The 22752-nt window shown below is 61.0% G+C and carries 19 protein-coding genes; 4 read left to right on the top strand and 15 right to left on the bottom strand.

Going from position 1 to position 22752, the window contains the following annotated elements; genetic code table 11:
- Positions 1–46: 46 nt before the first annotated feature.
- Genes LB519_RS17255 through LB519_RS17240 form a run of 4 tightly spaced genes read right to left on the bottom strand, consistent with a single transcriptional unit; the run spans position 47 to position 4898 of the window.
- On the bottom strand, positions 47–1573 hold the full coding sequence (locus LB519_RS17255; protein WP_224620681.1) for an FAD-binding oxidoreductase: 1527 nt from the start codon (positions 1571–1573) through the stop codon (positions 47–49).
- Complete coding sequence (locus tag LB519_RS17250; protein WP_224620680.1) at positions 1570–2691, bottom strand: aminotransferase class I/II-fold pyridoxal phosphate-dependent enzyme; 1122 nt, start codon at positions 2689–2691, stop codon at positions 1570–1572. The genes LB519_RS17255 and LB519_RS17250 overlap by 4 nt, the downstream gene beginning before the upstream one ends.
- Positions 2692–2733: 42 nt before the next feature.
- A complete protein-coding gene (locus LB519_RS17245; RefSeq protein ID WP_224620679.1) occupies positions 2734–3861 on the bottom strand; it encodes a 2Fe-2S iron-sulfur cluster-binding protein in 1128 nt (375 codons plus the stop codon).
- The gene (locus tag LB519_RS17240; protein WP_013530418.1) at positions 3858–4898 is read right to left on the bottom strand and encodes an aromatic ring-hydroxylating dioxygenase subunit alpha; all 1041 of its coding nucleotides are present in this window, start codon (positions 4896–4898) and stop codon (positions 3858–3860) included. Before LB519_RS17240 ends, LB519_RS17245 begins: the two co-directional genes overlap by 4 nt.
- 122 nt (positions 4899–5020) lie before the next feature.
- Here LB519_RS17240 and LB519_RS17235 point away from each other — a divergent pair, with 122 nt between their 5' ends.
- A complete protein-coding gene (locus LB519_RS17235) occupies positions 5021–5938 on the top strand; it encodes a LysR substrate-binding domain-containing protein (RefSeq protein ID WP_013530419.1) in 918 nt (305 codons plus the stop codon).
- Between the two features lie 401 nt (positions 5939–6339).
- Here the strand turns inward: LB519_RS17235 and LB519_RS17230 are convergent, their stop codons facing one another.
- Positions 6340–7737: a YcaO-like family protein gene (locus LB519_RS17230; protein ID WP_224620678.1), complete on the bottom strand. Its 1398-nt coding sequence runs from the start codon at positions 7735–7737 to the stop codon at positions 6340–6342.
- A 165-nt stretch (positions 7738–7902) separates the two neighbouring features.
- On the opposite strand from LB519_RS17230, the gene LB519_RS17225 reads away from it, so the two are divergent.
- A complete protein-coding gene (locus tag LB519_RS17225) occupies positions 7903–9813 on the top strand; it encodes a hypothetical protein (protein WP_224620677.1) in 1911 nt (636 codons plus the stop codon).
- 35 nt (positions 9814–9848) lie between these two features.
- Here LB519_RS17225 and LB519_RS17220 read toward each other — a convergent pair whose 3' ends face one another.
- From LB519_RS17220 to LB519_RS17200, 5 genes are all read right to left on the bottom strand, one after another.
- Positions 9849–10250: a hypothetical protein gene (locus LB519_RS17220; RefSeq protein WP_013530422.1), complete on the bottom strand. Its 402-nt coding sequence runs from the start codon at positions 10248–10250 to the stop codon at positions 9849–9851.
- Between the two features lie 54 nt (positions 10251–10304).
- Positions 10305–11972 (bottom strand): peroxidase family protein, encoded by a 1668-nt coding sequence (locus tag LB519_RS17215; RefSeq protein ID WP_224620676.1) that lies wholly within the window; start codon positions 11970–11972, stop codon positions 10305–10307.
- Between the two features lie 136 nt (positions 11973–12108).
- Positions 12109–12984: a DMT family transporter gene (locus LB519_RS17210; RefSeq protein ID WP_224620675.1), complete on the bottom strand. Its 876-nt coding sequence runs from the start codon at positions 12982–12984 to the stop codon at positions 12109–12111.
- Positions 12985–13122: 138 nt separating this feature from the next.
- Entirely contained in the window at positions 13123–13821 is a 699-nt protein-coding gene (locus LB519_RS17205; protein ID WP_063172726.1) for a TIGR00730 family Rossman fold protein, read from the bottom strand.
- A 36-nt stretch (positions 13822–13857) separates the two neighbouring features.
- Positions 13858–14628, bottom strand: coding sequence for a hypothetical protein (locus tag LB519_RS17200; RefSeq protein ID WP_224620674.1), 771 nt, complete (start codon positions 14626–14628; stop codon positions 13858–13860).
- An 850-nt stretch (positions 14629–15478) separates the two neighbouring features.
- Here LB519_RS17200 and LB519_RS17195 point away from each other — a divergent pair.
- The gene (locus tag LB519_RS17195; RefSeq protein WP_013530427.1) at positions 15479–15676 is read left to right on the top strand and encodes a hypothetical protein; all 198 of its coding nucleotides are present in this window, start codon (positions 15479–15481) and stop codon (positions 15674–15676) included.
- 145 nt (positions 15677–15821) lie between these two features.
- On the opposite strand, the gene LB519_RS17190 is transcribed toward LB519_RS17195, so the two are convergent.
- Positions 15822–16340 (bottom strand): ferritin-like domain-containing protein, encoded by a 519-nt coding sequence (locus LB519_RS17190; protein WP_013530428.1) that lies wholly within the window; start codon positions 16338–16340, stop codon positions 15822–15824.
- A gap of 442 nt (positions 16341–16782) precedes the next feature.
- On the opposite strand from LB519_RS17190, the gene LB519_RS17185 reads away from it, so the two are divergent.
- Positions 16783–18345: a GMC family oxidoreductase gene (locus LB519_RS17185; protein ID WP_224620673.1), complete on the top strand. Its 1563-nt coding sequence runs from the start codon at positions 16783–16785 to the stop codon at positions 18343–18345.
- Positions 18346–18410: 65 nt separating this feature from the next.
- Here LB519_RS17185 and LB519_RS17180 read toward each other — a convergent pair whose 3' ends face one another.
- The 4 genes from LB519_RS17180 to LB519_RS17165 are packed head-to-tail and all read right to left on the bottom strand — an operon-like array spanning position 18411 to position 22747.
- Positions 18411–19937, bottom strand: coding sequence for an aldehyde dehydrogenase family protein (locus LB519_RS17180; protein ID WP_224620672.1), 1527 nt, complete (start codon positions 19935–19937; stop codon positions 18411–18413).
- The gene (locus tag LB519_RS17175; protein WP_224620671.1) at positions 19937–20743 is read right to left on the bottom strand and encodes a creatininase family protein; all 807 of its coding nucleotides are present in this window, start codon (positions 20741–20743) and stop codon (positions 19937–19939) included. Before LB519_RS17175 ends, LB519_RS17180 begins: the two co-directional genes overlap by 1 nt.
- Positions 20740–21714, bottom strand: a complete 975-nt coding sequence (locus LB519_RS17170; RefSeq protein WP_024503985.1) for an ABC transporter permease — start codon at positions 21712–21714, stop codon at positions 20740–20742. Before LB519_RS17170 ends, LB519_RS17175 begins: the two co-directional genes overlap by 4 nt.
- Before the next feature lie 10 nt (positions 21715–21724).
- Positions 21725–22747, bottom strand: a complete 1023-nt coding sequence (locus LB519_RS17165; protein ID WP_013530433.1) for a Gfo/Idh/MocA family protein — start codon at positions 22745–22747, stop codon at positions 21725–21727.
- Positions 22748–22752 lie beyond the last annotated feature (5 nt).

Here is a 22752-nt window from a genome sequence, read left to right as displayed (position 1 = left end):
GGCGGTTGCGGTCAATCCGTTCATTCCCTGTCGTTCCACCGTGGGGCTATTCATCGTTGTGATCGCTCGTGTTCTGAGGTGGCAATCGGCCCTCATTGCCGGAAAGGAGCGGTCTGGAGGACCGGACAAACCAGGCGTCGGAGGGAAGCACCTTGTCGGGGTTCATGATCGACTGATCGTCCAGCGCTCGTTTCACCCGCTCCATCGCGGCGAGCTTCGTCGGGTCAACCGTCGCCAGCAGCGAATGGATGCGCTTGGACCCAACACCGTGCTCGGCGGAAAAAGAACCGCCAATCTCCCGCAGTTGTTGGTACAGGACGCTCTCGGCAGCCTCCGCTACGTCAGGCGCCAGCGGACCCTGACGGTTGAGGATGATATGCAGGTTTCCATCGGCCAGGTGACCGAATACATAGGGCGCCAGACCCGGTTCGATCGCTGCGAGCCGGGGCAGGATTCTGTCGAGATAGGCCGGAATTTCCGACAGAGGCACCGACACGTCGAAGGAAGGCGCTTGGGGATGAGCGCGATAGAGCACGCCGGTGTCCTCGCGCAACCGCCACAGGTCTTCCTCTTGCCGCCGCGAGCCGGCAATGATGCCGGTGGCTTCAGGATAGCGCTCCATCACTTCCGAATAGATCCGCTCGAAATCTTCGCGCAGCGCCTCTTCGCGCGCGCCGCCAAGCGACAGCAGCAGGAACAGTATCTGGTCGAGCGGCACGCTCGGTTCGGACCATTCATGCGCGGCTGCGGCCAGGCTGAAATACGAGGTCCACATCGCCTCCGCCGCGCGCAAATGTCCCGCATCCGATTCAAGCGCCAGACGAATGACTTGCAGCGCCGCTTCGACAGACGGCAGCCCGAAAAGCGCGGTGGCGGTGGCTCGGGGCGAAGGGTCGAGCTTGACGACCACGCGGGTCACGATGCCAAGCGTGCCCTCCGCACCGATGAAGAGATGCTTCAGATCGTAGCCGGCGGAATTCTTCACCACCCGCGTCAGATCGGAATAGACCGATCCGTCGGCCAGCACGGCCTCCAGGCCAAGGACGCGGTGGCGCATGACCCCGTTGCGAAAGGCCATCACTCCACCCGCATTCGTGGACACCATGCCGCCGATCGTCGCCGAACCGCGCGCGGCAAGATCGATACCGGGCTCCAGCCGGTGCTCAAATGCGGCAGACTGCAAAGCTTCGAGGGTAACACCGGCACCGACGACCGCCACGCGCTCGACCGGATCGAGCCGCTCGATCCGGTTCATGCGTGCCAGGGAAAGAACGATGTCGCCCGGCCGCGAGACACTTCCGCCGACCAGGCCGGTCCGCCCGCCCTGCGGCACGATCGGAATCTCATTTTGGCTGCAGATGCGCACCACCGCCGCGACCTCACCGGTCGATGAAGGCGCAACGACGATGCCGGCGGCGCAATCCGTCCCGTTCGAACCAAGGTCGATCGCCCGGGCATCATCACCGGTCCGCACATTCGAGGCGCCAACGACATGGCGGATCGCGTCGACAACCGACAACGGCACCGCTTGCTCGATCCAGTTCGTTTGCCTGGGAGACGCGTGGCCGCTCATCGCCCCGCCAATCCCTGAAGCGCCGTGATCAGCCGGTCGTTGTCGGCCGGCAAGCCGATGGTGGCGCGCAGATAGTGCTCGTAGCCGGTTTCGCGCCACGCCTTGACGATGATCCCCTGCTTCAGGAGACCGGCGGCAACGCTGGAGCTGTCGCCCTTGCAGTCGAAGAACAGGAAGTTTGTCTGCGACTGGGCAACCCGGAAACCAAGGCCCTCAAGTGCGGCGGCGGTGCGCACGCGCTCGGCTCTGACGCGGCCCGCCGACGCCTTCATCCAACTTTCGTCGGCCAGTGCCGCAATAGCGGCGACCTGTGCTGCCGCATTGACGTTGAACGGCGTCTTGGCGGCCGCGATCACTCTTGCCAGTTCGAAGCCCGAACAAACGGCATAGCCAACGCGCAGCCCCGCCAGGCCATAAGCCTTCGAAAATGTGCGCAGCACGACATGGTCGATGCTGCTGTTGCGCAGGACCTCGATGCCGTCGGGCGCGCCGGGATCGGCGAATTCGAAATAGGCCTCGTCCAGGACAAGAAGCGTGCCGGGCCGCACGGCGCCGATCAGCCGTCGCAGGCCAGCGTGGTCGAGACCCGGCCCGACCGGATTCCACGGCGAGGATATGAAAACGATCCGTGGCCCAACGGCGATCGCCGCTTCGAGCGCGGCAAGATCGAACCCCATCTCGGGTATCATCGCAATCTTGACGACATCGGCACCGGCAGCCAGCGGCTCTATCTCATGCAGCCCGAAGCTCGGCACCGTGGTGACGACCGAGGCACCCGGCACCAGGACGGCGCGCGAGATGGCGGCGATCATCTCCTCGGAACCATTGCCGGCAACGATCATGCCAGGATCGATCGCCAGTTTTTCGCCAAGCGCCGCCCGCAGCGCCGTGCAGGCCGGATCGGCATAGCGCCATGGCTCGAAGGATGAGGAGGCCAATGCGGCCATGACGGCGGGAGAACACCCATCCGGGTTCTCGTTGCTGGCCAGCCGGGCGACATCGTTGCGGCCACTCAGCGCCCGCGCCATCGCGATGTTCATGCCGGCATTGTAGGGCGGCAAGGCGGCGATATGCGGATTGAGCGGCAGGCTCGACGCTGGTTTGACCGACTGTTCCAAATCCCGACTTCCGTTTCCCCGCGCCCACGCGCGGCAATCTTGTCAAATATCGAGGACGACTGATCCGCGCGGCTTGGAGCAGCACAACAGCACTTCGCCGCTTCCAAGCTCGTCCAGCGGTTCTTCGAAATAGGCGATGTCGCCCGAGATCAGCCGCGACTTGCATGTGCCGCAGATGCCGGCCCGGCAGCTGAATTCCGGCAACAGACCTTGGTTCTCGGCGAAGTCGAGCAACGATACGGCCGAGCCATCCCAGACGGCCGTCAGGCCCGACTTCCGAAATTCCACGGTTGTCGCTTCCCCGGCCGGCTCGATCCTTGCCGGCTGCGCTGGAACCGCGGGAACTCGCACTGCATCGGGCTCAAGCACCGTCGCCGGGCCGAAGAATTCGTAGGCAATGCGATACCTTGGCGCGCCAAGCTCGCGCAGCATGACGTAGATCGCCTGCATGAACGGCGGCGGGCCACAGAGGTAGAAATCATAGTCATCGATCGGCAGCAAACGCTGCAGCACGTCCCGCGAAATCATGCCTTCGCTATGGAAGCGCTGCTCGGCCTTGTCGCGCTCGGACGGGTGCCGGTAGCAGAAGTGTGCGGTCAGGCCGGGACGGGTCGAGACCAGGCCGGTCACCTCATCGCGCAAGGCATGCACATCGCCGTTGTCGCAGGCGTGAATGAAGACGGCACGGCGGTCCGGCAACGAAGCCAATGCATGCAGCATCGACACCATCGGCGTCAGCCCGACGCCGCCGCTGAGCAGCACGACTGGACGGTTGCTGGCCTTGTCGAGCACGAAATCGCCGCGCGGCCCTTCCGCCTGAAGCACATCACCGACGTCGATACGGTCATGCAGGAAGCACGAGCTTATCCCATCGGGAAGCCCCGGCCCGGGTGCTGCCTCACGCTTCACGCTGATCCGATAGGAAGCGCTGTCTGGGGAACAGGAGATACTGTAGTTGCGCAGCACATATCCCCTTTCGCCGGCGGCCTCCCGCGCTACCGGAATCCGGAACACCAGGAACTGGCCCGGCTGGAAGTCGCGCCAGTCCTGTGGATCGACCGGCTCGATATGGAATGAAGTGATGAGGGCGCTTTCGCGCACCTTCGCGACCACTTTCAGGTCGCGAAATCCGCTTCTTGCGATGGTGTCGCGAGCGGTGAATGCATTCATTCGGCAGCTGCCAATTGCTGGCTCTCGCTGGCGATCAGCTTGGCCAGGTTCCGGCGAAAGCGCAGCGGTCCGACATCTATCTTCAGATCGAGATTGGGCGTGCGCTTGTTTGCCATGCCCTTGTGCACGGCATTGAGCACGGTGCGGTCCTCGTCGAAGGCGCCGCGCACAGAGGTGGCGAACTGGCGGGAAACCTCCAAATCGTCGGGGGCGAAATTGCGCATCTGGAACCAGTAATATTTCGTCTGGTTCTCATCGACCGGCGTCATGAAGTTGTAGCTGTCCATGAGGAACACGTCCTCGTGCAGCGGCTTGCCCTCGCCGCCCGTGCGGGCCGGCACGAAGATCGCCTTGATGATGGCGTTGGAGGGGTAGCGCACTTCGTAGTGCTGCTTGCGGTCGCAATTGCCTGAGAATTTGAGGAAAGGCGCATAGAAGGGCGCCGGCGCGGCATCGACCACCCAGCGCCACACGGTCACGCCGTCCGCGCCTACGGTGGTTTCGAGTGGCGCATCCTCCATCGCCTGAACGCCGCCGAAGGAGGACTGGTGGACCCAAGACACATGCGAGGGGTCGAGCAGGTTGTCGGTCATGTAGAGGTAGTTGCAATCGAGCGCCATGGACTCGCCGCGATTGACGCCCCATGCCGGATCGCCCCAGTGGTCGACCGCGAAAATCAGCGCGGGGTCGGCCTTTGCCGCTTCGCCCATCCATATCCACAGCAGCCCGTAACGTTCGGCGATCGGATAGGAACGAACGCATGCCACATGCGGTATCTTTTCAGCACCGGGCACGCGCGTACAGGTTCCGGTGCTGTCGAAGGTCAGCCCGTGATAGCCGCATTCGACAGTGTCGCCCTTGATGCGGCCCATGGACAGCGGCAGCTTGCGGTGGGGACAGGCATCCTCGAGCGCCGCCACCACGCCATCGGTCCGGCGGTAGAGGACAATATCCTCGCCAAGTATCCGGGTCGGCACCAGCCTGTCGGCGACCTCATGGTCCCATGCGGCAACGTACCAGCAGTTTCGAAGAAACATGGCGTCCTCCCGAGCTTGTGACGCCTAAACGAATATCTTGCGGGCCTGGGACGACATAGGGCTTGCATCTGCGTTCTATTTTAGAAAAACTAAATCAAGCTGACCCCAGGATCGTTGCCCAGGTGAAGAAGACGCCCCCACTGCGTGCGATACAGGCCTTCGAGGCTTTCGGGAGGCGTGGCAGTGTGACGGCGGCCGCCAACGAACTCGGCGTCTCCGTCGGCGCGGTCAGCCAGCAGATCCGCAAGGCCGAAGACGCCCTGGAGGCGCGGCTTTTGGAACGGCGCGGCAGGAGTGTCGCCCTTACCGCGCTGGGCCGCGTTTACCACGCAGCGGTTGCCGTCGGCTTCGAACACATTCGCGACGCCCAGGATCTCATCGAACAGGCCCGGTCCGCGGACACTTTGACCATCTCCTGCCTGCCGTCGTTGGCCAGCAAATGGATCGGCCCGCAGCTCCTGGATTGGCAGGTCGACCACCCCGGCGCGACCGTGCGGCTGGTGGGCGCCGAGACGGAGCCAAGGCTGGGCGCCGAACAAGTTGATTTCCGTATTTCGTACGGCACGAAATATCGTGATTTCGAGCACTACACCGAACTGTTCACCGACTGGGTGGTGCCGGCCTGCTCGCCGACGCTGCTGGCGAAACATCCGGTCGGCAAGCCCGCCGATATTCTCGATCTGCCGCTTCTCAGCATCGAATGGGCCCGCGATCACCGCTCGCCGCCGACATGGGCGGAATGGGCCGCAAGCATCGGCGCGGTGCACCGCAGAACATCCGGCGAAGTGGCCTTTTCCCTGTCGAGCGCGGCGATCGATGCGGCGGCCAACGGAAGGGGCTTTGTGCTGGCGCAACTGTCGATGGCTGCCGACGATATCGCGTCGGGCAGGCTCGTCGCCCCGTTCGACAAGCGGATCAGGCTGCCGGAACCTTATTTTTTGGCTTGGGATCGGGCCATTCTTGAGAAGCCTTTTGGTCCTGAGCTGCGAGCCTGGATTGTTTCGATTTCCAAGCGACTGGGCGCAACCTTAGCCGGATAGTCGAACACCGATCTGGAGATACAAGTTTGCATCTGCCGAGTTCGCGCGCACCAGCGTCTTAAGAGATCCAGACATTGGTCGGCGGTGTGCGGTCCCACGGATTGCTTCAGTTTGCCCTAGATATCTCGACAAAAGTCCGCTTTTTTCGCCCTTCTTGCACCGCTAGCCGTCGGGCGGCTTTGCGACCCAAAACAGCAGCGTTCGCGCCCTCAAGTCAACAGGGGTTCACTCAACTTCCCCGCTGTACGAGATCCCGGCGAACTCGGAGCCCCTGCTTGAGCAAATCCCGACGTACACGAAGTCCTGGCCCCGCCCCACCATCGTAACGCCGGCTTCCTCATCAGCGTCCTGTAACCGGCGGCGGGTCTCCAACGTGACCGTGTCGTCATTGCCTGTAACAATTAGATCAAAAGTTTTCTGGCCTGCGAGAGGCGGCCTGCTGTTTTGCTCGAATCACTTGCGATGGAAGGTGCGGCGTTTCGGTGGCAGCCCCAGCGCGCTTTGAAATGGGATAATCCCTCGCAGATCGCCTTTGCAACGGGGATACCAATCTCGGATCGCGAAAGATCGGCGAACCAGACCTGCGAACCACAAACTTCGCCGATTTCATTCAGCAGGTCGGTGACGTTGCTTTCGCCAGCGCTTTCCAGGCCGTCGGCAGGCTTGCCGATGGCGAAACGAAAGTTGCGCACGTCAGCGAAACGCTTCCAGCGGGTCATCCGACGATCGTCATCGCTCATCGTTTTATTACGGGGCCGTTCTGCCCTTTCGGCATGGGCCTGCATTGCAGCTTCGGATTGTATCAATTCCAAAAACGCGGACCGGGCGGCAGCAACCATATCGAAGCTGCACCCGAAACCCACCGCCATATGCTCGCCACTGTCTTCGCAGCTGATCGCCGCCGTCACGATGGCCGTGCGGAAGGACGAGATATCGAGAAGCCAGAGCCTGCGTCCCGTTTCTTGGCGATGCTGCTGGATGTGAGACGCCAAGCCTTGGTCATCAAGCCGCGCGATATCCAGCCGCTTTCTCAGGGAGCCTCGGTGCCACCATATCCCTGTGGCGTCTCGCTCGACGAGTTCAAGCAAGGCGCGGGTTCTTGCATCGGCCCGCGTTGTGCCAGCGGCGCAACCATTGGTGTCGACGTTCAAGCTGCAATCGCCATATGCGACGTCACCAAAGCGGCCATAGCAGAGAAACGCCGGACAAAGCGCGACCCTATCGTCATGGAAGCTGCGAACGGACGCCCATAGCTGGGGATTGTTCAGATGATCCGTTGAAGGGATACTGTCCCAGCCACGCCACACTCTGTTGAGCCGATCGCGATGTCGGATCTGTTCCAGCGAAAAGCCCAACACTTGAATCGCATCGATCCTCATTCCATCGCCTGGAGAGCCGATGCGTGCTGACGCCGTGACGTCTTCGGCTCTGCAGGCCCAGCTGGAAATCTCCGCGGCCTCTCCGAGGCAAGACAGCACGGCCGTGCCGGCATCAAAGCCTTTGCCACTTGCTGTGAATCGTTTCTCATTCCCTTCGAATGGAGCAATGTTGGACATAGCCAGGAATCCACCCGGAACATCGAACACTTCAACGCCAATGTCGTAGCGTGTCGCGAAGTGCAAAAGGGGCAGCCCATTCTCGGGCGCAGCGACAAGGGTCGCAGCCAGATTCTCCAAAACATCCAAATCATCTTCACTCGACTGGCGGTCCCAGGTCGGGTCGTCTTGGTTCACCGTCATCGGCCGGTCGTGATGCATCAGCAGAGCAAGCGTTGTCCAATGCGACCCGCGCAACAGCATGTTGGCTCTTTCAATATCTTGGCTTCTGCTGTTTACGTAGGGTAAGCGGTGGGCGCCCGTTGGCGACCGAGACGATAGCCGGCGGAGTTGACAATTTCCACAGACGGTCTGGCGATTAGGCTAATCGGCGGTTTCGAGCTTCGCAAGGGCTCGGAGACGTTCTCGTTGGGCAAGCGGAAGGCCTGCGCGATTCTCGCCTATCTGTTACTGAGCGGCAGGTCACGCGAGACGCGCGGGCGACTGGCGGCATTGCTTTGGAGCGAGCAGGACGAGGAGCATGCGCGCGGATCACTGCGCCAGTGCATAAAGGATCTCCGACGCCTGGCAAGCGAGACCAGGCTTAATTACCTCGCAGTCGACAAGCTCGTCCTGGGAATCGATCCGACTGCAATCCGTTCCGACATCGATGAGCTTGAACGTGCGCTCGACGACCGCAATTATGACGGTGCGCTGCTCCTGCTGGCCAAAGCCAGGGATGGACTTTGCGCCGGGTTGGACGATTGCGATCCTGTCTTCGACAACTGGCTGAGAATGCAGTCGACGATGATAACCGACAGGCTGGTGACACGGCTCGCAGCGTGGCTGGCGGCCGAGACAGACCCGAGACAGCGCAAATCCATCGCTGCGTGCATCCTGCAACTTGATCCGTTTTTCGACGATGCCGTGGTGGAGACCATTCGGAGGGTCTGTGAGGAAAGCGGTTATGCCCGCGCCCTAGCGTTCTTCGACCGCTACGCGGCCGAACTCAAAGCGGACATGGATCTGCGACCACCGGCAGAAATCCTCCACCTTCTAGAGGCGCTCAAGCCGGGCAACGACGGTGAAAAGCGGGCGGCTGACCCCGACCTTGCGCAAAGCGATCACGACAGCCGCATCCCAGGGAAGCCGACAATCGCCATCATCATTGCCAGGCGCGAAGCAGAGAACGAACACCTGCAATTTGCCTTGGCGACAGAGCTTCTGGCTTCGATTTCCCGATTTAGGCATTGGACAGCCGTGTCAACGGAGTTGCAAGCCGGTGAATTCTCACTGGATCAGATGCATCAGGCGGCAGGCGAACACGTGGATATCGGCGTCCTCATCCGTCTGATCGACACGGATGGACCAGCAGTATTCCAAATTACCTGCTATGACTTCCTGCAAGAAGAAGAAGCCTTCGTTCTCACCGTTCCGTCGGATCCGTCTTCCTGGCGCTCGGCCTTCAATGAAGTTTGCGCACGCTTTTCCGCGCGCCTGCAGATTGCCTTGTCCAGTGCCAGGCTGCATCGCATATCGCAAGCTTCCCCGAACCATTTCTCGGCCTATGATTGCTGGCTGGACGGACAGCGGCTTTCGATCATGTGGCGAAAGGACACCGAAGAAGCTGCCATCGCCCGCTACGAGGAAGCCATCCGGCTTGATCCCGATCTGTCCTGCGCCTATTCCAGCCTCGCTGCGGTGCTCAACTCGCGTTGGATCGTCGTTCCGGGTGCATCGTCGATCGAGCAGGATCTAAAGCGCGCATTCGAACTGGCCAAGCGTTCGGTCCTGCTCGACCCATTCGACCACCGCAACCAGGTAAATCTGGCCTGGAGCCACCTTCTGGCGCGACGCTGGGAGCTGGCCGATTTTCACTTCAGCCTTGCACATGAGCAAAATGCCGGGAACCCCGCGACGTTGATTGCCTACGCGCTGGCCAGCTCCTTCATGGGTGATCATCAACGGGCATCGGAGCTTTCGAAGCGCAGTTTCGACCTCAATCCCATGCCCGACGCTCACTATCATGGCTACCAGGCGACCATTGCCTTTCTCGCCAATGATCTGGAGGGGTGCGTGGCCGCTGCGGTCAAGAGCGATCAACTGTTCGCCGACATCCACGGCTGGTCGGCGGCGGCACTTGCGTTGCTGAAACGCAACCGCGAGGCCGGGGATGAGTTCAGACGTTTTCTACGCAACCTAACGGCGGCGTGGCAAGGGCCGGGTAGGCTTGACCGCGCTGTCGCCGTGGAGTGGTTCAAGACCGCTTTTCCGATCCGGTTACCAGTCGATCAGGAGAAGCTGGCCCGTGGCATCGAATTGGCAGCCCAGTCGGGCTGACACGGCCGAACCGTTGCTCGCAATTGCGCCGGGTTTCACTTGCAGCGTGACATCACGTAGTCGCCGAGGCGCTTATGATATGCGCTCAAACGGTTTTTCTTTATTTGATCGGGCGGGCCGGCGTTCGGGTCGAGATTGTAGTGATCGGGAAATGTATAGTCCTCACCGGGTCCATCCGCCGGCGCAATGGTGGCGATCGTTTGCTCGACGTCGCCGGTGAAAGGAAAGGCGATGTTCACGATCAGGTCTTGGTCGAAGTATGGTTGGATGGTGATCTCCTCCCAGGTTTTGTCCCTGGGCGTCATGAACCCACGCAGCAGGTCCTTCATCGCCTCCTGATCTCCACTTCTGAAGATCGCTTGCTTGGCCGGATCCTTGATCAGGTCTCGGATGAATTCGCCAAGCGCCTCGAACTGCACATCTTTGAACTTCACCATGTCCACTTCCCCCGCTAAACCAGATTGAGCACTGTAGCGCTGCCGTTATCAGCGCTATTGAAAACCCTGACTGCCGAGCAGGCCGCCAAGCACTTCATCCGATACCTTCGCAGTATCATTGAGATCGAGCAGTCCTGCCAGCGTTTTTGGCTCCACGTCCGGAATGAGCCTGCGAGAGGTGATATCCGTATCGGCAGCCTTGAACAGTGCGGATGCGATCGTGGCGGCCACCACATAGGAGCCAACTGGGCCAAGATGGCTGCCGTCATTACCAAGAACGGACGCCTCCTGGATGATATAGTAGGAGAGAGGTGTTTGCCTCAGGAACTCCGGGTACCGTTGCAAAGCGGCCCGAAGTCGGCCGGCGTTGTAGACGTAACGTTTGGCGCAAGCGGCCGTGGGAAGCATGTCATTGCCCGCCAGGACCGGCACATCGATACTGTTGTCGCCCAGGGCGGTCTTCACCGCACCGGCCACGTCCTGCCCGGATGGCAAACCAAGGTCGTAACAGCGCCAGCAATCCATGAAGGCAACCGGCCGGACTGTGCCGTTCAATTCCGCACTCAGGCCGGCAATCGTCAGTTCTTTCGACAGGAATGGTCCTATGCGCCGGGCACTTTGAGCTTTCGACGGGGTGTCGGCTGAGGCAAACCGGCTCCAGTCGACAATCCAGTTCTCGGGTATTGGAATCTCCCCACCCGGGCGCAGGCTGGAAAAGGACAGCATTTTGCGCAGATTGGCTGGTTCTTCGACCGACCTGTCGTTCACGACATAGAACTGCCGGACCATGGCGTGGGCAAAGCGCGACGCACCGAAGGTGAATTCCAAAGGCAGCGCATTGAAAGTCTCAAGTGCCGAGACTCCGGCGCCAAGAAAATCGTCACTGGCAAAAAAATGGTCCCATATTTCCGGAGCCAGAACTTTTCTCAGATAGTCGTTGATGATCACAGTGCGGTAAACCGAGGTCAGATAGATCCTGGCACGCTTGTAAGCTTCTGCTGGGTCGGTGCCGATGCCAAGCAGTAGATCCACGATCCTGTTGTGGATGCCCATGAGTGTGCAGAGCAGTTGCGACAGGACAAGATTGTCGTCGTTTCGCGGATCCGCCACCAAGGGCCGATAAGGCGATCGCCGACCCTCGACACTGATAAACTTGCCCGAGAAGTCGATGCGCGGCAAATCACGGCCTTGCATGGTCTTACCGTCGACCGGAAGCATACTGCCTTTCATGCAAGGCAAGCCGATCGGAAAGCGGCAAGCCGACAGGTCCGCCCCATCCGCAACATCGTAGAGATGGGCGTCGACGATTGGCCCCCGCCCATAGAGCCCCGAAAGGTCAAGGCCTTGCGAGGACGCGTTCTTCAAATGATGGGTTTTGCCTGTCGGCTTGGGCAATCCGAATATTTGGCTGAAGACGATGTCATGGAACACGAATTGACCGAAATAGGTAAAGCCGGCTGGTGTAGGGCTGAGATCACTGCCTTCAAGTCCATCGGTCGGGCCGACCATTTCCGCCGTGATGTCCAGCAAGCCCGCCTTGGTGCGGTCGATGGCGCTCTCGTCTTCGGTTGCGTCAAACAAGGCGATCGGCATGTCCGCCAGGGACGGGAAGAGCCTGATGCCTCGCAAGGTCGGCTTGTCGTTGAGGCCGTCGTCTGAATTCTGGTTTGACCGGTTCGGTATGTTGGCGGCTTCGAAGGAGGACGTTTCGCCGTGGAGCATCGAAGTAGACCTCGTTTTCCAGAAGGATGAATGCGGCCAGGCGAGTAGCTTGGCATGAATCCGGGAGTAGAAACAGACTTGCCCGTCGGTGGTTTGAATGGCGCGGCCCCAGAGCAGAACGACATTGCCGAGGCGATCATGACACTGACGGATCGAGCTTCGGGCCCGCCGAGACGGCGGTGAACAGCACACAGGACAGAATGACGCCCGCACCCAGAAGGCCGTCGGGCGAAAGCCGTTCACCAAGCAGAGCGGCAGCGGAAATGGCGGCGAACACACCCTCTCCGCTGCAAATCACCGCCGCATGGGACGAAGTGGTGTAGCGCTGTGCAGAAGTCTGCAGGCAAAAGCCGACAGCGGTCGAGAACACACCAAGCATGATGAGTTCTGGCCATGCTGCCATAATTGCCTGAAATGTCATTGTGCCCTGCAGGGCGAAAGGTAGCGTGGCAACGGCCGTGCCGATGAACTGTGCGGCCGCCGTCGCGAAGGGGTGGCCATATGCCTGCACATGCCGCCCGAGTTCGACCGTCCACACTGCAAAACAGATTGCAGTCAGGACGGCGAAAGCGTCGCCGGCGGTTGCCGAACCATTGAAGCCGCCCGCCAGGAGAGCCGATCCCACGACCGTCAGAATTGCGACGAACAGAATCAGTGCACTTGGACGCTCCCTCATGATCAGCCACGCGGCGATCGGCGTGATAACAGTGGAAGCGCTGATAAGGAGGCTCGAGTTCGTCACCGTCGTGCTGACATAGGACAATTGCTGGACCACACAGCCGAGGGCAAAAAGCAGAACCACTCTCGCCACACTTGGAAACCAGCCGGTGTTGGTTTCGGGGTCGCGCTCCCGCACCGCGAATGGCAACGTCACCAGTCCGGCGATCACGCTGGTCAGGAAAACAACCGCCATGGGATCGAGGTGGGCCAGTATGGTCTTGTGGGACACATTGCCCACTCCCCAAATGAGCGCAGCAAGCATTAGCAAGGAATTTGCCTTGAATCTGGACATGATTGATCGCATCACCACAGCGGGCAATGGCTCCAACGATTTGTGATCGGGTTTGAAAGCGATGATCGGGGCCGACGCACCCCGTCATCGTCGAGGTGGCTGGTGTTGCGCGGAAGAACGCGTCTTTTGGTTCGCGATCTATCCGGGGCCAGCACTCGATATATGTGATCTGCGCAAGACGGGGATGGTGGGCAGCAGGACGGGCTTTGGCGGTTCGTTCTGCTCGAAACTGACGCTGCGCTGAAGAAGCGGAAGGATGGCCTCCGGGGTTGCCGAAACCATTTGCGTGCATCGGGTTGACGAGTTCATGAAGCCAGCCTCAGACATGCTCTCGAAGACGCCGAGAAGTGGTGACCAGAAGCCTTTGAAATTCGCCAGGACCAGCGGCTTGCAGTGCCTTTCCAGCTTGCGAAGCGTCATGACCTCGGTCAGTTCCTCAACGGTTCCGATGCCGCCAGGCAAGGCTACAAATGCATCCGCGTAGTCGAACATGAGCTGTTTGCGGATACTCATGTCGGGAACTGAAATCGTCTGGCACCCCGATAATAGCATTCTCATCCGCTCGATCAGGAACTGCGGTGTGATCGCGATCACGGTTCCACCCCCTTCTGCTGCGGCAATAGCCACCTGGCCCATCAGGCCATCACAGCCACCGCCATAGACCAGGCGAATACCTGCTGCGGCTATCGTCTCGCCAAGGATGGTGGCGCAACGGGCGTGGTCGGGATCGTTGCCAAGCATGGCGCCGCCGAAAACGCAGATCGTGCCGATGCGTCGCTGCAAGGGATAGGAGCGGCCGATCTGTTCTGCGGAATTGTCGGATGATGATCCAAACATGGTTCTCTCCAATGAGGTTGGAATAGCGAAGCTTGATCAGCCGGCGGAATGATCGCGGGCTGCGCGAGGTTGGCTCGATCGGAACAGAAGCAGGTCAGCCCAGGACCAGAGCAGGTAACAAACGAGAAGGCTGGCGGGCGTGGACCAATGCTGTGGCTGTTCGACTTCGAATTTGAACAGCGATGCACAGAGTCCTGTCCCGGCTGCGATGAGGGCCGGCAGCCGGCTGAGAAGGACCATGACGCGAAACGGGTCGGGGCCGTATTCCGACAAGTTGAGGATCCGGACACCGGGTCGGTGGCAAGCACTGCCGAATTTTCCAACAGAATGAAGCAGGCCCGATGTCAACGCCAGCAACGGATGGCCAAGTTCAAACAGGGCCAGGCCAAGGCAAACGGCACCAACGCCGGACAGGAAATCACCCAGGCGGTTGAGATTTTCCCTAGGCTTGAGACGCCCGTTCCAGGCGCGATGGTAGATCTCGCCGCTGGCGAAGAAGATCGCCGTCGCCGAGGTCATTGCGATCGCAGCGAAATTGCCCGTCAAATAATGGCTGATGGCGGCCGGCGCGCCTGTCCAGAGGAGTTGGTTCAGATCGCCGGATACGAGAATCTGCGCCGTAATCCCCTGACAAAGACCAATGAGGTTGCCGACATTGTAGGCTCCCCCAGGGCCAGACATCCGTGCCGTTAACGCGCTGCGCCAAGCAAGGAGGCGCGGAGACCGAACCGTGAAGGATGAGGCTGTTTCGCGAGCTGAAATTTCGACTGGGGCTACACGCAGCGGCTTATTGATGTTGAGCGTCATGTCGGGTTCCTCCCTTATGACGCATGCTTTGCAGTGCTCCGCGTGATCTCAACGTGAATTGCGCTGGAATGGGTCCGTCCAGGCTAACAGGCAGATCGCATTGGCGGTTCCTGCAAGGTGACGGTTGATCTACTTCTCTCAATTGCCTCGGCCAGCCTTATCCCGCGGCGAGCTTCTGTGTCGGCGGGGCCTTGCAGCCCTGGCCGACGACATTGTCTAAGCGGATCGCCTGCCGAGCCTCCATTGACAGCCATCCGGATGCACGGGCCGCGAAGACCGGAAATCATCTCTCGACGATCATGCGAAGACACCGGGGAACGATGATCGTTATTTCACGCTGAATTACGCTGAGTTGCCCAACATCACAGCCGCAACGCCAGACTGACATCCGCAAAAGGCTGAGCGGTCGAACCTGAACCTCAACTGAATCCAAGGATGGAATTCGATCATGCTACGCAGCTTGACGAAAACATTCACCGCCATCTCGACAATCGCCGTTCTCATGGCACCTCTGATGACTCCCAATGCGGCCTACGCGAACAGCACCACCGTTCCGCGCAAATGCATAAACGGCGTTTGCGGTTCGATGAAATATTATGGTGGCAAGGTGCGCATCTCGCTATCCAGCAAGCTTTCGAGACCACCCATTTCAATTCAGCGGGGCAGTGCAACGCACCTTACTTCCGAGGTTGGCGCAATGCTCTCCGGGTCGGCATCCATCTCAAGCTCCTTCGAACGCCCGGCTTGTCTGAGGGTCTTCACAAAATGTTACGCAAGGGAACGTTCGCGCCTGACTCTTCTTAGGCAATCGAGGCGGTTGTCGCCTCGTGCATTGTGAAGGAGAAGAAGAATGCCCAATCAAGGTGGTAGCCACGAACAGCATGTGAAGGCAGGCCAGCAGAGCCACAAGAATGCCGACAATAAAAACCGTCAGCAACAGCAGGCCGCTGGTGGTGGTCAACGGCAGCAGGGCGATGGATCCGGCATGCGTGGTGGAACCCACGAACAGCACGTGAAAGCTGGCGAACAAAGTCACAAAAACCGCTGATCGCGGGTGATTTCAGCAGACCCACCCCGAAGTATCGGGGTGGGTCCGATTGCATCTGAAAGAGGTGCTATCGACGACGCCGCGGTTTGGGTTGCGAAAGTCGCCCCGGCGGCTTTGCCGGGGCGACATCAGTCAGGACGCCCAGTCAGGCAGCTTGCTCCAGGGCGCGCTCATTGACACCGCCTTCGCCCAGCCCGGAAAGCGCTTCGTCCGTCGCGACCTCCTCTTTCAATGTCTCGTTGAGGAGCTTGACCACGTCGCTCTTGCCAAGCTGTTCAGCCCACGCGACCAACGTGCCGTAGCGCGCGATTTCATAATGTTCGACGGCCTGTGCCGCGCCGACCAGCCCAGCATCCAGGGCTGGGTCGCCCTTGTATTCGTCGAGAATTTCCGACCCTTCCTCAAGAATGCCGTCGATCGCCGGACAGGTTTTGCCGCGCGCCGGTTTGTCCATAAGTTCGAACACTTGCTCGAGCCGATCAACCTGGCCTTCGGTTTCCATGCGATGTTTCTCGAAGGCCGCAGCCACCTCCTCGGATTCGGCGCCCTTTGCCATCTTCGGCAAGGCCTTGAGTATCTTCTTTTCAGCGTAGTAGATGTCCTTCAGCCCATCGAGGAACAAAGCCTCCAGTCCCTTGGTCGTCGCTCTTTTTGCAGTCGCCATGATTTGTCTCCCTTGGATTGTCGTGAAAGCTCACCGGCGGTGTAGCCATGGACTAACTTTCCATGGAAGCAGTTGTTCCCTGGGGGCGACGTGGAAGGGCAGCGCGTCGAACACCGCTTTTATCGAGGGCCGATCGACATCAAAAGGCGATGGACGATGACGGTGTGAGAGCCGCCGGCAGGGGGGACGGAAAGCACCGGGGTTCGTCGCGCTGTATGGAGTAGATGGTGAAAAGAGATACTTCCGATGGGTTCATATACGAAATCATATTTACATATAAAACAAATCATGATGATCTTGCTGTCGTGCAACGGCGGCTAAGGTGGTCGGTTCCGGCGTCCGTCGCCGAGCCTGAATGCCAGCAGATGATCGTGCACAATGAAATCAAAGATGATGTCGCGGTCGAGTGAGCCGTGCATTGGTCGGATGTAGGGAGTGCGGCATGCCCTTTGATGTCATCGTTGTCGGAGCCGGCGCAGCCGGGGCTGTCCTTGCCGCCCGGCTCACCGAAGATGCGGGCACGAACGTGCTTTTACTGGAAGCGGGGCCGGACTACCGGAGCGGCGAGCAACCTGCCGAGATGGCGAGTCCAAATCCCTTCAACCTGCTGCTTCCCGATCATTTTCAGCAACAGTATATGTACCCCGACCTGATGGCTCGCCGCACCAAGCGGCAGGAACACCGGGTCTACTGGCGCGGCAAGGGGCTTGGCGGTTCGACGGCCGTCAATGGGCAGATTGCCATTCGCGGCGTGCTCCATGCCTTCGACCGCTGGGAGGAAATCGGATGCAAGGGCTGGTCGGGAGCCGACGTGCTGCCCTTCTTCTGCCGGCTGGAGGATGACCCGATCGCGGCTAATTTTCACGGCAGCGATGGCCCGATTCCGATCTACCGCGCGCCTGTCGAAAGCTGGGGAAGCGTCGACAAGGCCATGCGCCAAAGCGCGATGGCCCTCGGCCATCCCTGGCATGACGATCTCAATGCTCCGGATGCCGAAGGGGCTTGCACCTATCCCATCAACAGTCGAGCCGGCAAGCGCGTGTCGGTCAATGACGGCTATCTGGAAGCTGCCCGCGACCGGCCGAACCTCACCATCATCGGGCAGGCGACGGTGGACAAGGTGCTTTTCGATGGCAAGAAAGCGATCGGCGTTTTGGCCATCGTGGCCGGTCAGGTTCGCAAATTCGAGGCGCCGCTGGTCATCGTCTCGGCCGGCGCCATCCACTCTCCAGTCATCCTGCAGCGCTCGGGCATCGGTCCGGCGGCTCTCTTGAATCGAAAGGACATCGAGGTGCTTGCCGACCTGCCGGTCGGCGAAGGTTTCTTCGACCATCCTTATTGCCGCATCGAACTGAAGCTGAAGCCGGAATTCAAGGCGACCGATGTCGACGCGCGGCATACCAACTGCTGTGTGCGGATGAGTTCCGGCGTGCCGGGTGCCGAGCGCGACGACATCCTCTACGTCGCCATGAACCATGGCGGTATCGGCGTGGAGTCCGACAGCGCCCAGTTCGGCGAGGCCATGGTCAATCTGATCCTGATGGAGGCCAAGAGCCGGGGCACCGTGCAGTTGCGTTCCGCCAATCCCTTCGACCAGCCGATCGTGGAAGAGAACATGCTGGACGATCCGATGGATCTTCAGCGCATGCGTATCGCCTATCGCCACCTTGGCGAGATTGCCCGGCAAGCGCCGATCCAGGCGATCGCCGAGCGCGTCCTGCTGGGGGATTCCGATCTGCCTTTGTCATGGCTCGAAATGGCAAGCGACGAGGAGGTCGACAATTTCCTGCTGGCGCAGTCTTCCGATGCGCAGCATGGGATCGGCGGCTGTTGCATGGGTAGGCCCGGTGAGGCCGTGGTCGATCCGGAATGCCGGGTCTACGGTTTTGAAGGGCTGCGGGTTATCGATGCGTCGATCATGCCGCTCGATTGCCAGGCAAACACCAATCTGACCTCGATCATGATTGGCGAGAAAATGGCCGACAGCCTGCGCCGGTCCATCTGACAGCTTGCTGCCGAACGGCATACGGTCGCACGGGAGGCCCGCGCTAAAGGCGCGGGCCTTGAATGTCAGCGAGTGACGTCCACGGTAATCGTCTTCAGGTCGCACATTTCCATCAGCGTGTGCCGCCCCCCGGTGCGGCCGAGGCCGCTCTGCGTCCCGGCGGCGCCGCCGGCAGGAATATGCGGCTCCCAATAGCAGCTCATCTCGTTGATGTTGACGATGCCGACCCTCAGGCTTTCAGCAAAGGCAAAGGCGTTCTTGATGGTGCTGGTGAAGACCGCGGCCGACAGGCCGTAGGGGCTGGACGCCGCAAGTTCCATCGCCTCCTCGTCGGTCTCGAAGGTCAGCACGGGTGCAACCGGCCCGAAGGATTCCTCGACGTTGAGCAGGCTTTCCCGGGTCAGTCCTGTGACGATCGACGGCTCGAAATAGAGATTGGTGGCAAAACCCGACGCCACATTGCCGCCGGTGACGATCTCGGCGCCACGAGCGCGGGCGTCCGCAATGTGGCTGAGCACCTTGTCGATGGCCACCGCATTGTTGATCGGACCCATCGTCGTCGCGGGATCGAAAGGGTCGCCCATTTTCACCTTCGCGGCCGCTTTCACCAGACCTTCGATGAAACGGTCGTGGACGGATTTATGCACCAGCACGCGTTCGGTGGCCGTGCAGATCTGCCCGGCATTGGCAAAGCAGCCGCCCCCCACCTGGGCGGCGGCCATGTCGATATCGGCATCGGCTAGCACGATGGTCGGACCGTTGCCGCCCATTTCGAGCAGAAGCGGCTTGCCCGCGCCACGCCGGGCGATCGTCGCGCCGGTGGCGGAACTGCCGGTGAAGCCGATGGCATGGGTGCCCGGATGAACGACGGCCTCGTCGCCCACCTCCGCACCATCTCCCAGAACGAGATTGATGGCGCCGTCCGGCAAGCCCGCCTCGATGAAGCATTCGACAAGTGCCGTGGCAATCAGCGATGTCGTCGGCGCCGGCACCCAGACAACGGTGTTGCCTGTTGCGACGGCCGGTCCGAGATAGTAGAGGCAGGGCAGGGCGAGCGGGAAATTCCACGGCGTGATGATGGCAAAGATGCCCTTCGGCTGCAGGAAGCTGAAGGCGCGCTTGTTGGCATCGGCCAGGGGAAACGCCGCCGTCTCCAGCCACTTCATCTGCTCTGCCGCATTGCGGAAACCGAGAGCTGCCGCCGATGCTTCGGCCTTTGCCTCGCTGTGGAAGGGCTTACCCTGTTCCAGGCAGAGCAGGTGGGCAAGCTCTTCGGCGCGCCTGTCGATCGCGTCGGCGATGCGCATGCACAATTGAGCGCGTGCGAAGGTTCCCATCTTGCGCATGGTCTCGCGTGCGCCTTCGGCGGCTTTCACCGCGCGACCGACATCGGCGCGGGTGGAAAGGGAGAGATAGCCGAGATGCTCGCCCGTCGAAGGACTATCGATTTTCAGGAATCTGCCGGAGCTGCCGGCAATCCACTCGCCGCCGATGCGGTTGATGCCGATACGGGCGGCTGCTTCCGGCTCCGAGACGATCGCCATGCCGCGCAGGTTGGGGCCTTCGAGAGAAGATTTGAAATGGACTGTCATCATGCGTTCCTTTGGCCGAATTCGGATTGGATGTTCAAAATGGCGGCGCGGCTGCGCTCCACGGCTGCGATGAAAAGTCTGCTGCCGGCCTGCGCGCTCGCCTGCGACGGCGTACCGATGACGCCGTTGTCGCGGATGGCTTCGAAACGGCGCCAGACGGTGACGGCCGGCGCGGCGTAAAGGTGAGGATCCGGCCAGGATGGCGGGGTGCCGCCTGGCGGGATGAGATCGCGGCGAACGCTGTCGCCAAGCACATGCATCATCAACGACGTTTCAAGCGCGCAAGCGTGACCGGTGCCCGTGGCGGCATCGGGCAGGGCCTCCGCCGCCACGTCGGCGATGAGATCGAAATACGAGAAACCCGCCGTGACGATGCCACGCTTGCCAAGGGTGGTGATCGCCACCTGGATGGCGGCGCGGTTTCCGCCATGGCCGTTCAGCATGACCGGCAGGAAGCCGTCTTCGGCAAGGCAGGTGCAGAGATCGACGAAAACGGCGATGAAGGTCTGCGGGCTGAGGCTCATCGTGCCGGAGAAGGAGCGATGATGCTCGGACGAGCCATAGGCGACAGGTTCGGCGACACGGATGGAGGCCTGTCCTTCCGCCGCGGCGAGCGCAACCGCTTCCGCAAGCCAGCAATCGACGCCGAGCGGCAGATGCGGGCCATGTTGCTCGACAGCGCCGAGCGGCAGAATGACGACGGGTTTATGCACGCCCGCTGTCGCGTGTTTTTCCGTATCCGGCGAGGTCATCAGCGCAAAGCTGGACCTGGGCGGGATCGGCAAGGCCGGAACTGGCTCGCTCATCGTGCTGCCTCGACAAGCCGCGCCTTGGCGTAGGTCATGCCGGAATCGGCCAGGAGAGCGACCATGATGATTGCCCCCTTGTAGAGTTCGAGGCTGGAAGGATCCGTGCCGAACACCCGAAGCGCCGTCGTCAGCAGACTGACGATCAGGGCGCCGACGACCGCTCCCCACACCGTTCCCCGTCCGCCGAAAATGCTGGTGCCGCCAAGCACGGCCGCGGCGATCGCGTCCAGGAGCAGCGAGGTCCCGCCGATATTGGGCGTCACGACAGGCACCCGGCTGATCATGATCACAGCCGTCAGGAAGACGAAGATACTGGAGGCGCAATAGACGAGAATCGTGTGTTTCGTCACCGGGATGCCGGCAAGTTCCGCGGCTCCGGCATCCGACCCGAGCGCATAGGTACGCAGCCCGAAACGGCTGTGCCGCATCAGGATCGCTGCTACAGCGACGATCAGGAGCGTTGCGAAGATGACGTTGGGAATGCCGAAGCTGCGCTCGATGCCGACGGCGCGAAGCGTCGGATCCTTCAGCATCAGGACGCCTTTGGAGGCAACGGCAAGCGTTGCGCCCTGCAGCGCGACCATTGTGGCCAATGTCGTCACGAAGGGCGGTATCTTCAACAGTGCGATAACGGCGCCGTTCGCGAGGCCGATCACCACCATCACGGCAAAGCCGACGAGCAAGGCAAGCGGCAGGCTGGCGCCGCCGTCGATCAGGCTGGCGATGAAGACGGCACAGAAGGCGACGCCGACGCCGGCGGACAGGTCGATGCCTGCCGTCAGCAGAACGATCAGGGCGCCAAGCGCCAGTATGGCGATCGGGGTCGCCTGGGCGACGATGTTGATGAGGCTGGCGGTTGAAACGATGCGGGCGTCGATGAGCGCGAAGATCGCCAGCAGGATGACCAGCAGGATCAACGGCGAGAGGTCGAGAAAGCGCCTGCACCAAATGTTCTGTTGGCGGGTCATGAGGGTTCTCTCATCGGATGTGCCAATCTTCGACCGGTTCGCGCAGGCCTGATTTGACGCTGCGCAGGATTGCATCATTGACGGCGACGGCGCGCAGGGCGTCGTCGAGCGGCATCACGAAAGGGGTTTCGTCGCGAACCGCGGAAATGAAATGGTGGACCTCCTCGAAGAGATCCCCCGTGATGCGGCCATTGACGGTCGGCCAGTGCAAGGCGTCGGGCTGCGACCACTGTCCATGCGATAGGATACGTAGACCGTGGTCGCGCACGTCGAGGTCGATCATGCCTTCGGTGCCGATGATTTCGGTGCGCGCCCAGATGCCGGTCGGAACGGTCGGTGGCAGCGTCCAGCCGAAGTAGAGCTGTCCGCTCATTCCGTTCGACAGCTCGACGGTGGAGAAGATCGCGTCTTCGGAGCGAACTCCGAGCGAAGGCATGAGCTTGGCGACCGATCGGGAGTAGACGGCGATGATGTCTGAACCTGAGATCCATTGCAGCGCATCCACGTCGTGCACGCCGAGGTAGAAGCAGACGCTCGAGTTTCCGTTCATGCGAAGACCGACTTCGCGATTGGTGAAACGGCCGCTGCTGCCGTGGATCGGCTCGCCGATCCGCCCGGATTTCACCGCTGCCGCGGCTTCGCAATAGCGCGGGTCGAACCGCAGGATGTGGCCGACCAACAGACGCGCGCCGTTTCTCTCCGCCGCTTTCGCAATCGCCTTGGCAGCGGAAAGATCATGAGCCATCGGTTTTTCGAGCAGCACCGGCTTGCCGGCATCGAGCAGAGTGCGGCAGACGTCTTCATGCAGCGTATCGGGTGCCGCCACTATGTAGGCGTCGGCGGCATTGGCAGTCAGCGCGGCGGCGGCATCGGTGAAATGCCGGACGCCGAAATCGGACGCGGCCTTGCTTCCCGAGGCAGCGTTCGGATCAACGAATGCCGATAGTTCCGCGACAGGGCTCTCGGCAACCACCTGCGCATGCAGGAGACCCATGTAGCCGGCACCGACGATGGCGATCTTCAATTTGCTCAAAGGGT

This window comes from Mesorhizobium sp. AD1-1 (genome assembly GCF_020164655.1).
Taxonomy (GTDB): domain Bacteria; phylum Pseudomonadota; class Alphaproteobacteria; order Rhizobiales; family Rhizobiaceae; genus Mesorhizobium; species Mesorhizobium ciceri.
This window is presented reverse-complemented; position numbering and strand designations above follow the sequence as displayed.

What these genes read in the sequence shown, in the direction of transcription:
- LB519_RS17245 (WP_224620679.1), bottom strand. Translation starts at nt 3,861, where the DNA reads ATGAATGCATTCACCGCTCGCGACACCATCGCAAGAAGCGGATTTCGC.
- LB519_RS17240 (WP_013530418.1), bottom strand. Translation starts at nt 4,898, where the DNA reads ATGTTTCTTCGAAACTGCTGGTACGTTGCCGCATGGGACCATGAGGTC.
- LB519_RS17175 (WP_224620671.1), bottom strand. Translation starts at nt 20,743, where the DNA reads ATGAGCGAGCCAGTTCCGGCCTTGCCGATCCCGCCCAGGTCCAGCTTT.
- LB519_RS17180 (WP_224620672.1), bottom strand. Translation starts at nt 19,937, where the DNA reads ATGACAGTCCATTTCAAATCTTCTCTCGAAGGCCCCAACCTGCGCGGC.
- LB519_RS17190 (WP_013530428.1), bottom strand. Translation starts at nt 16,340, where the DNA reads ATGGCGACTGCAAAAAGAGCGACGACCAAGGGACTGGAGGCTTTGTTC.
- LB519_RS17195 (WP_013530427.1), top strand. Translation starts at nt 15,479, where the DNA reads ATGCCCAATCAAGGTGGTAGCCACGAACAGCATGTGAAGGCAGGCCAG.
- LB519_RS17170 (WP_024503985.1), bottom strand. Translation starts at nt 21,714, where the DNA reads ATGACCCGCCAACAGAACATTTGGTGCAGGCGCTTTCTCGACCTCTCG.
- LB519_RS17185 (WP_224620673.1), top strand. Translation starts at nt 16,783, where the DNA reads ATGCCCTTTGATGTCATCGTTGTCGGAGCCGGCGCAGCCGGGGCTGTC.
- LB519_RS17200 (WP_224620674.1), bottom strand. Translation starts at nt 14,628, where the DNA reads ATGACGCTCAACATCAATAAGCCGCTGCGTGTAGCCCCAGTCGAAATT.
- LB519_RS17230 (WP_224620678.1), bottom strand. Translation starts at nt 7,737, where the DNA reads ATGCTGTTGCGCGGGTCGCATTGGACAACGCTTGCTCTGCTGATGCAT.
- LB519_RS17255 (WP_224620681.1), bottom strand. Translation starts at nt 1,573, where the DNA reads ATGAGCGGCCACGCGTCTCCCAGGCAAACGAACTGGATCGAGCAAGCG.
- LB519_RS17205 (WP_063172726.1), bottom strand. Translation starts at nt 13,821, where the DNA reads ATGTTTGGATCATCATCCGACAATTCCGCAGAACAGATCGGCCGCTCC.
- LB519_RS17220 (WP_013530422.1), bottom strand. Translation starts at nt 10,250, where the DNA reads ATGGTGAAGTTCAAAGATGTGCAGTTCGAGGCGCTTGGCGAATTCATC.
- LB519_RS17210 (WP_224620675.1), bottom strand. Translation starts at nt 12,984, where the DNA reads ATGTCCAGATTCAAGGCAAATTCCTTGCTAATGCTTGCTGCGCTCATT.
- LB519_RS17215 (WP_224620676.1), bottom strand. Translation starts at nt 11,972, where the DNA reads ATGCTCCACGGCGAAACGTCCTCCTTCGAAGCCGCCAACATACCGAAC.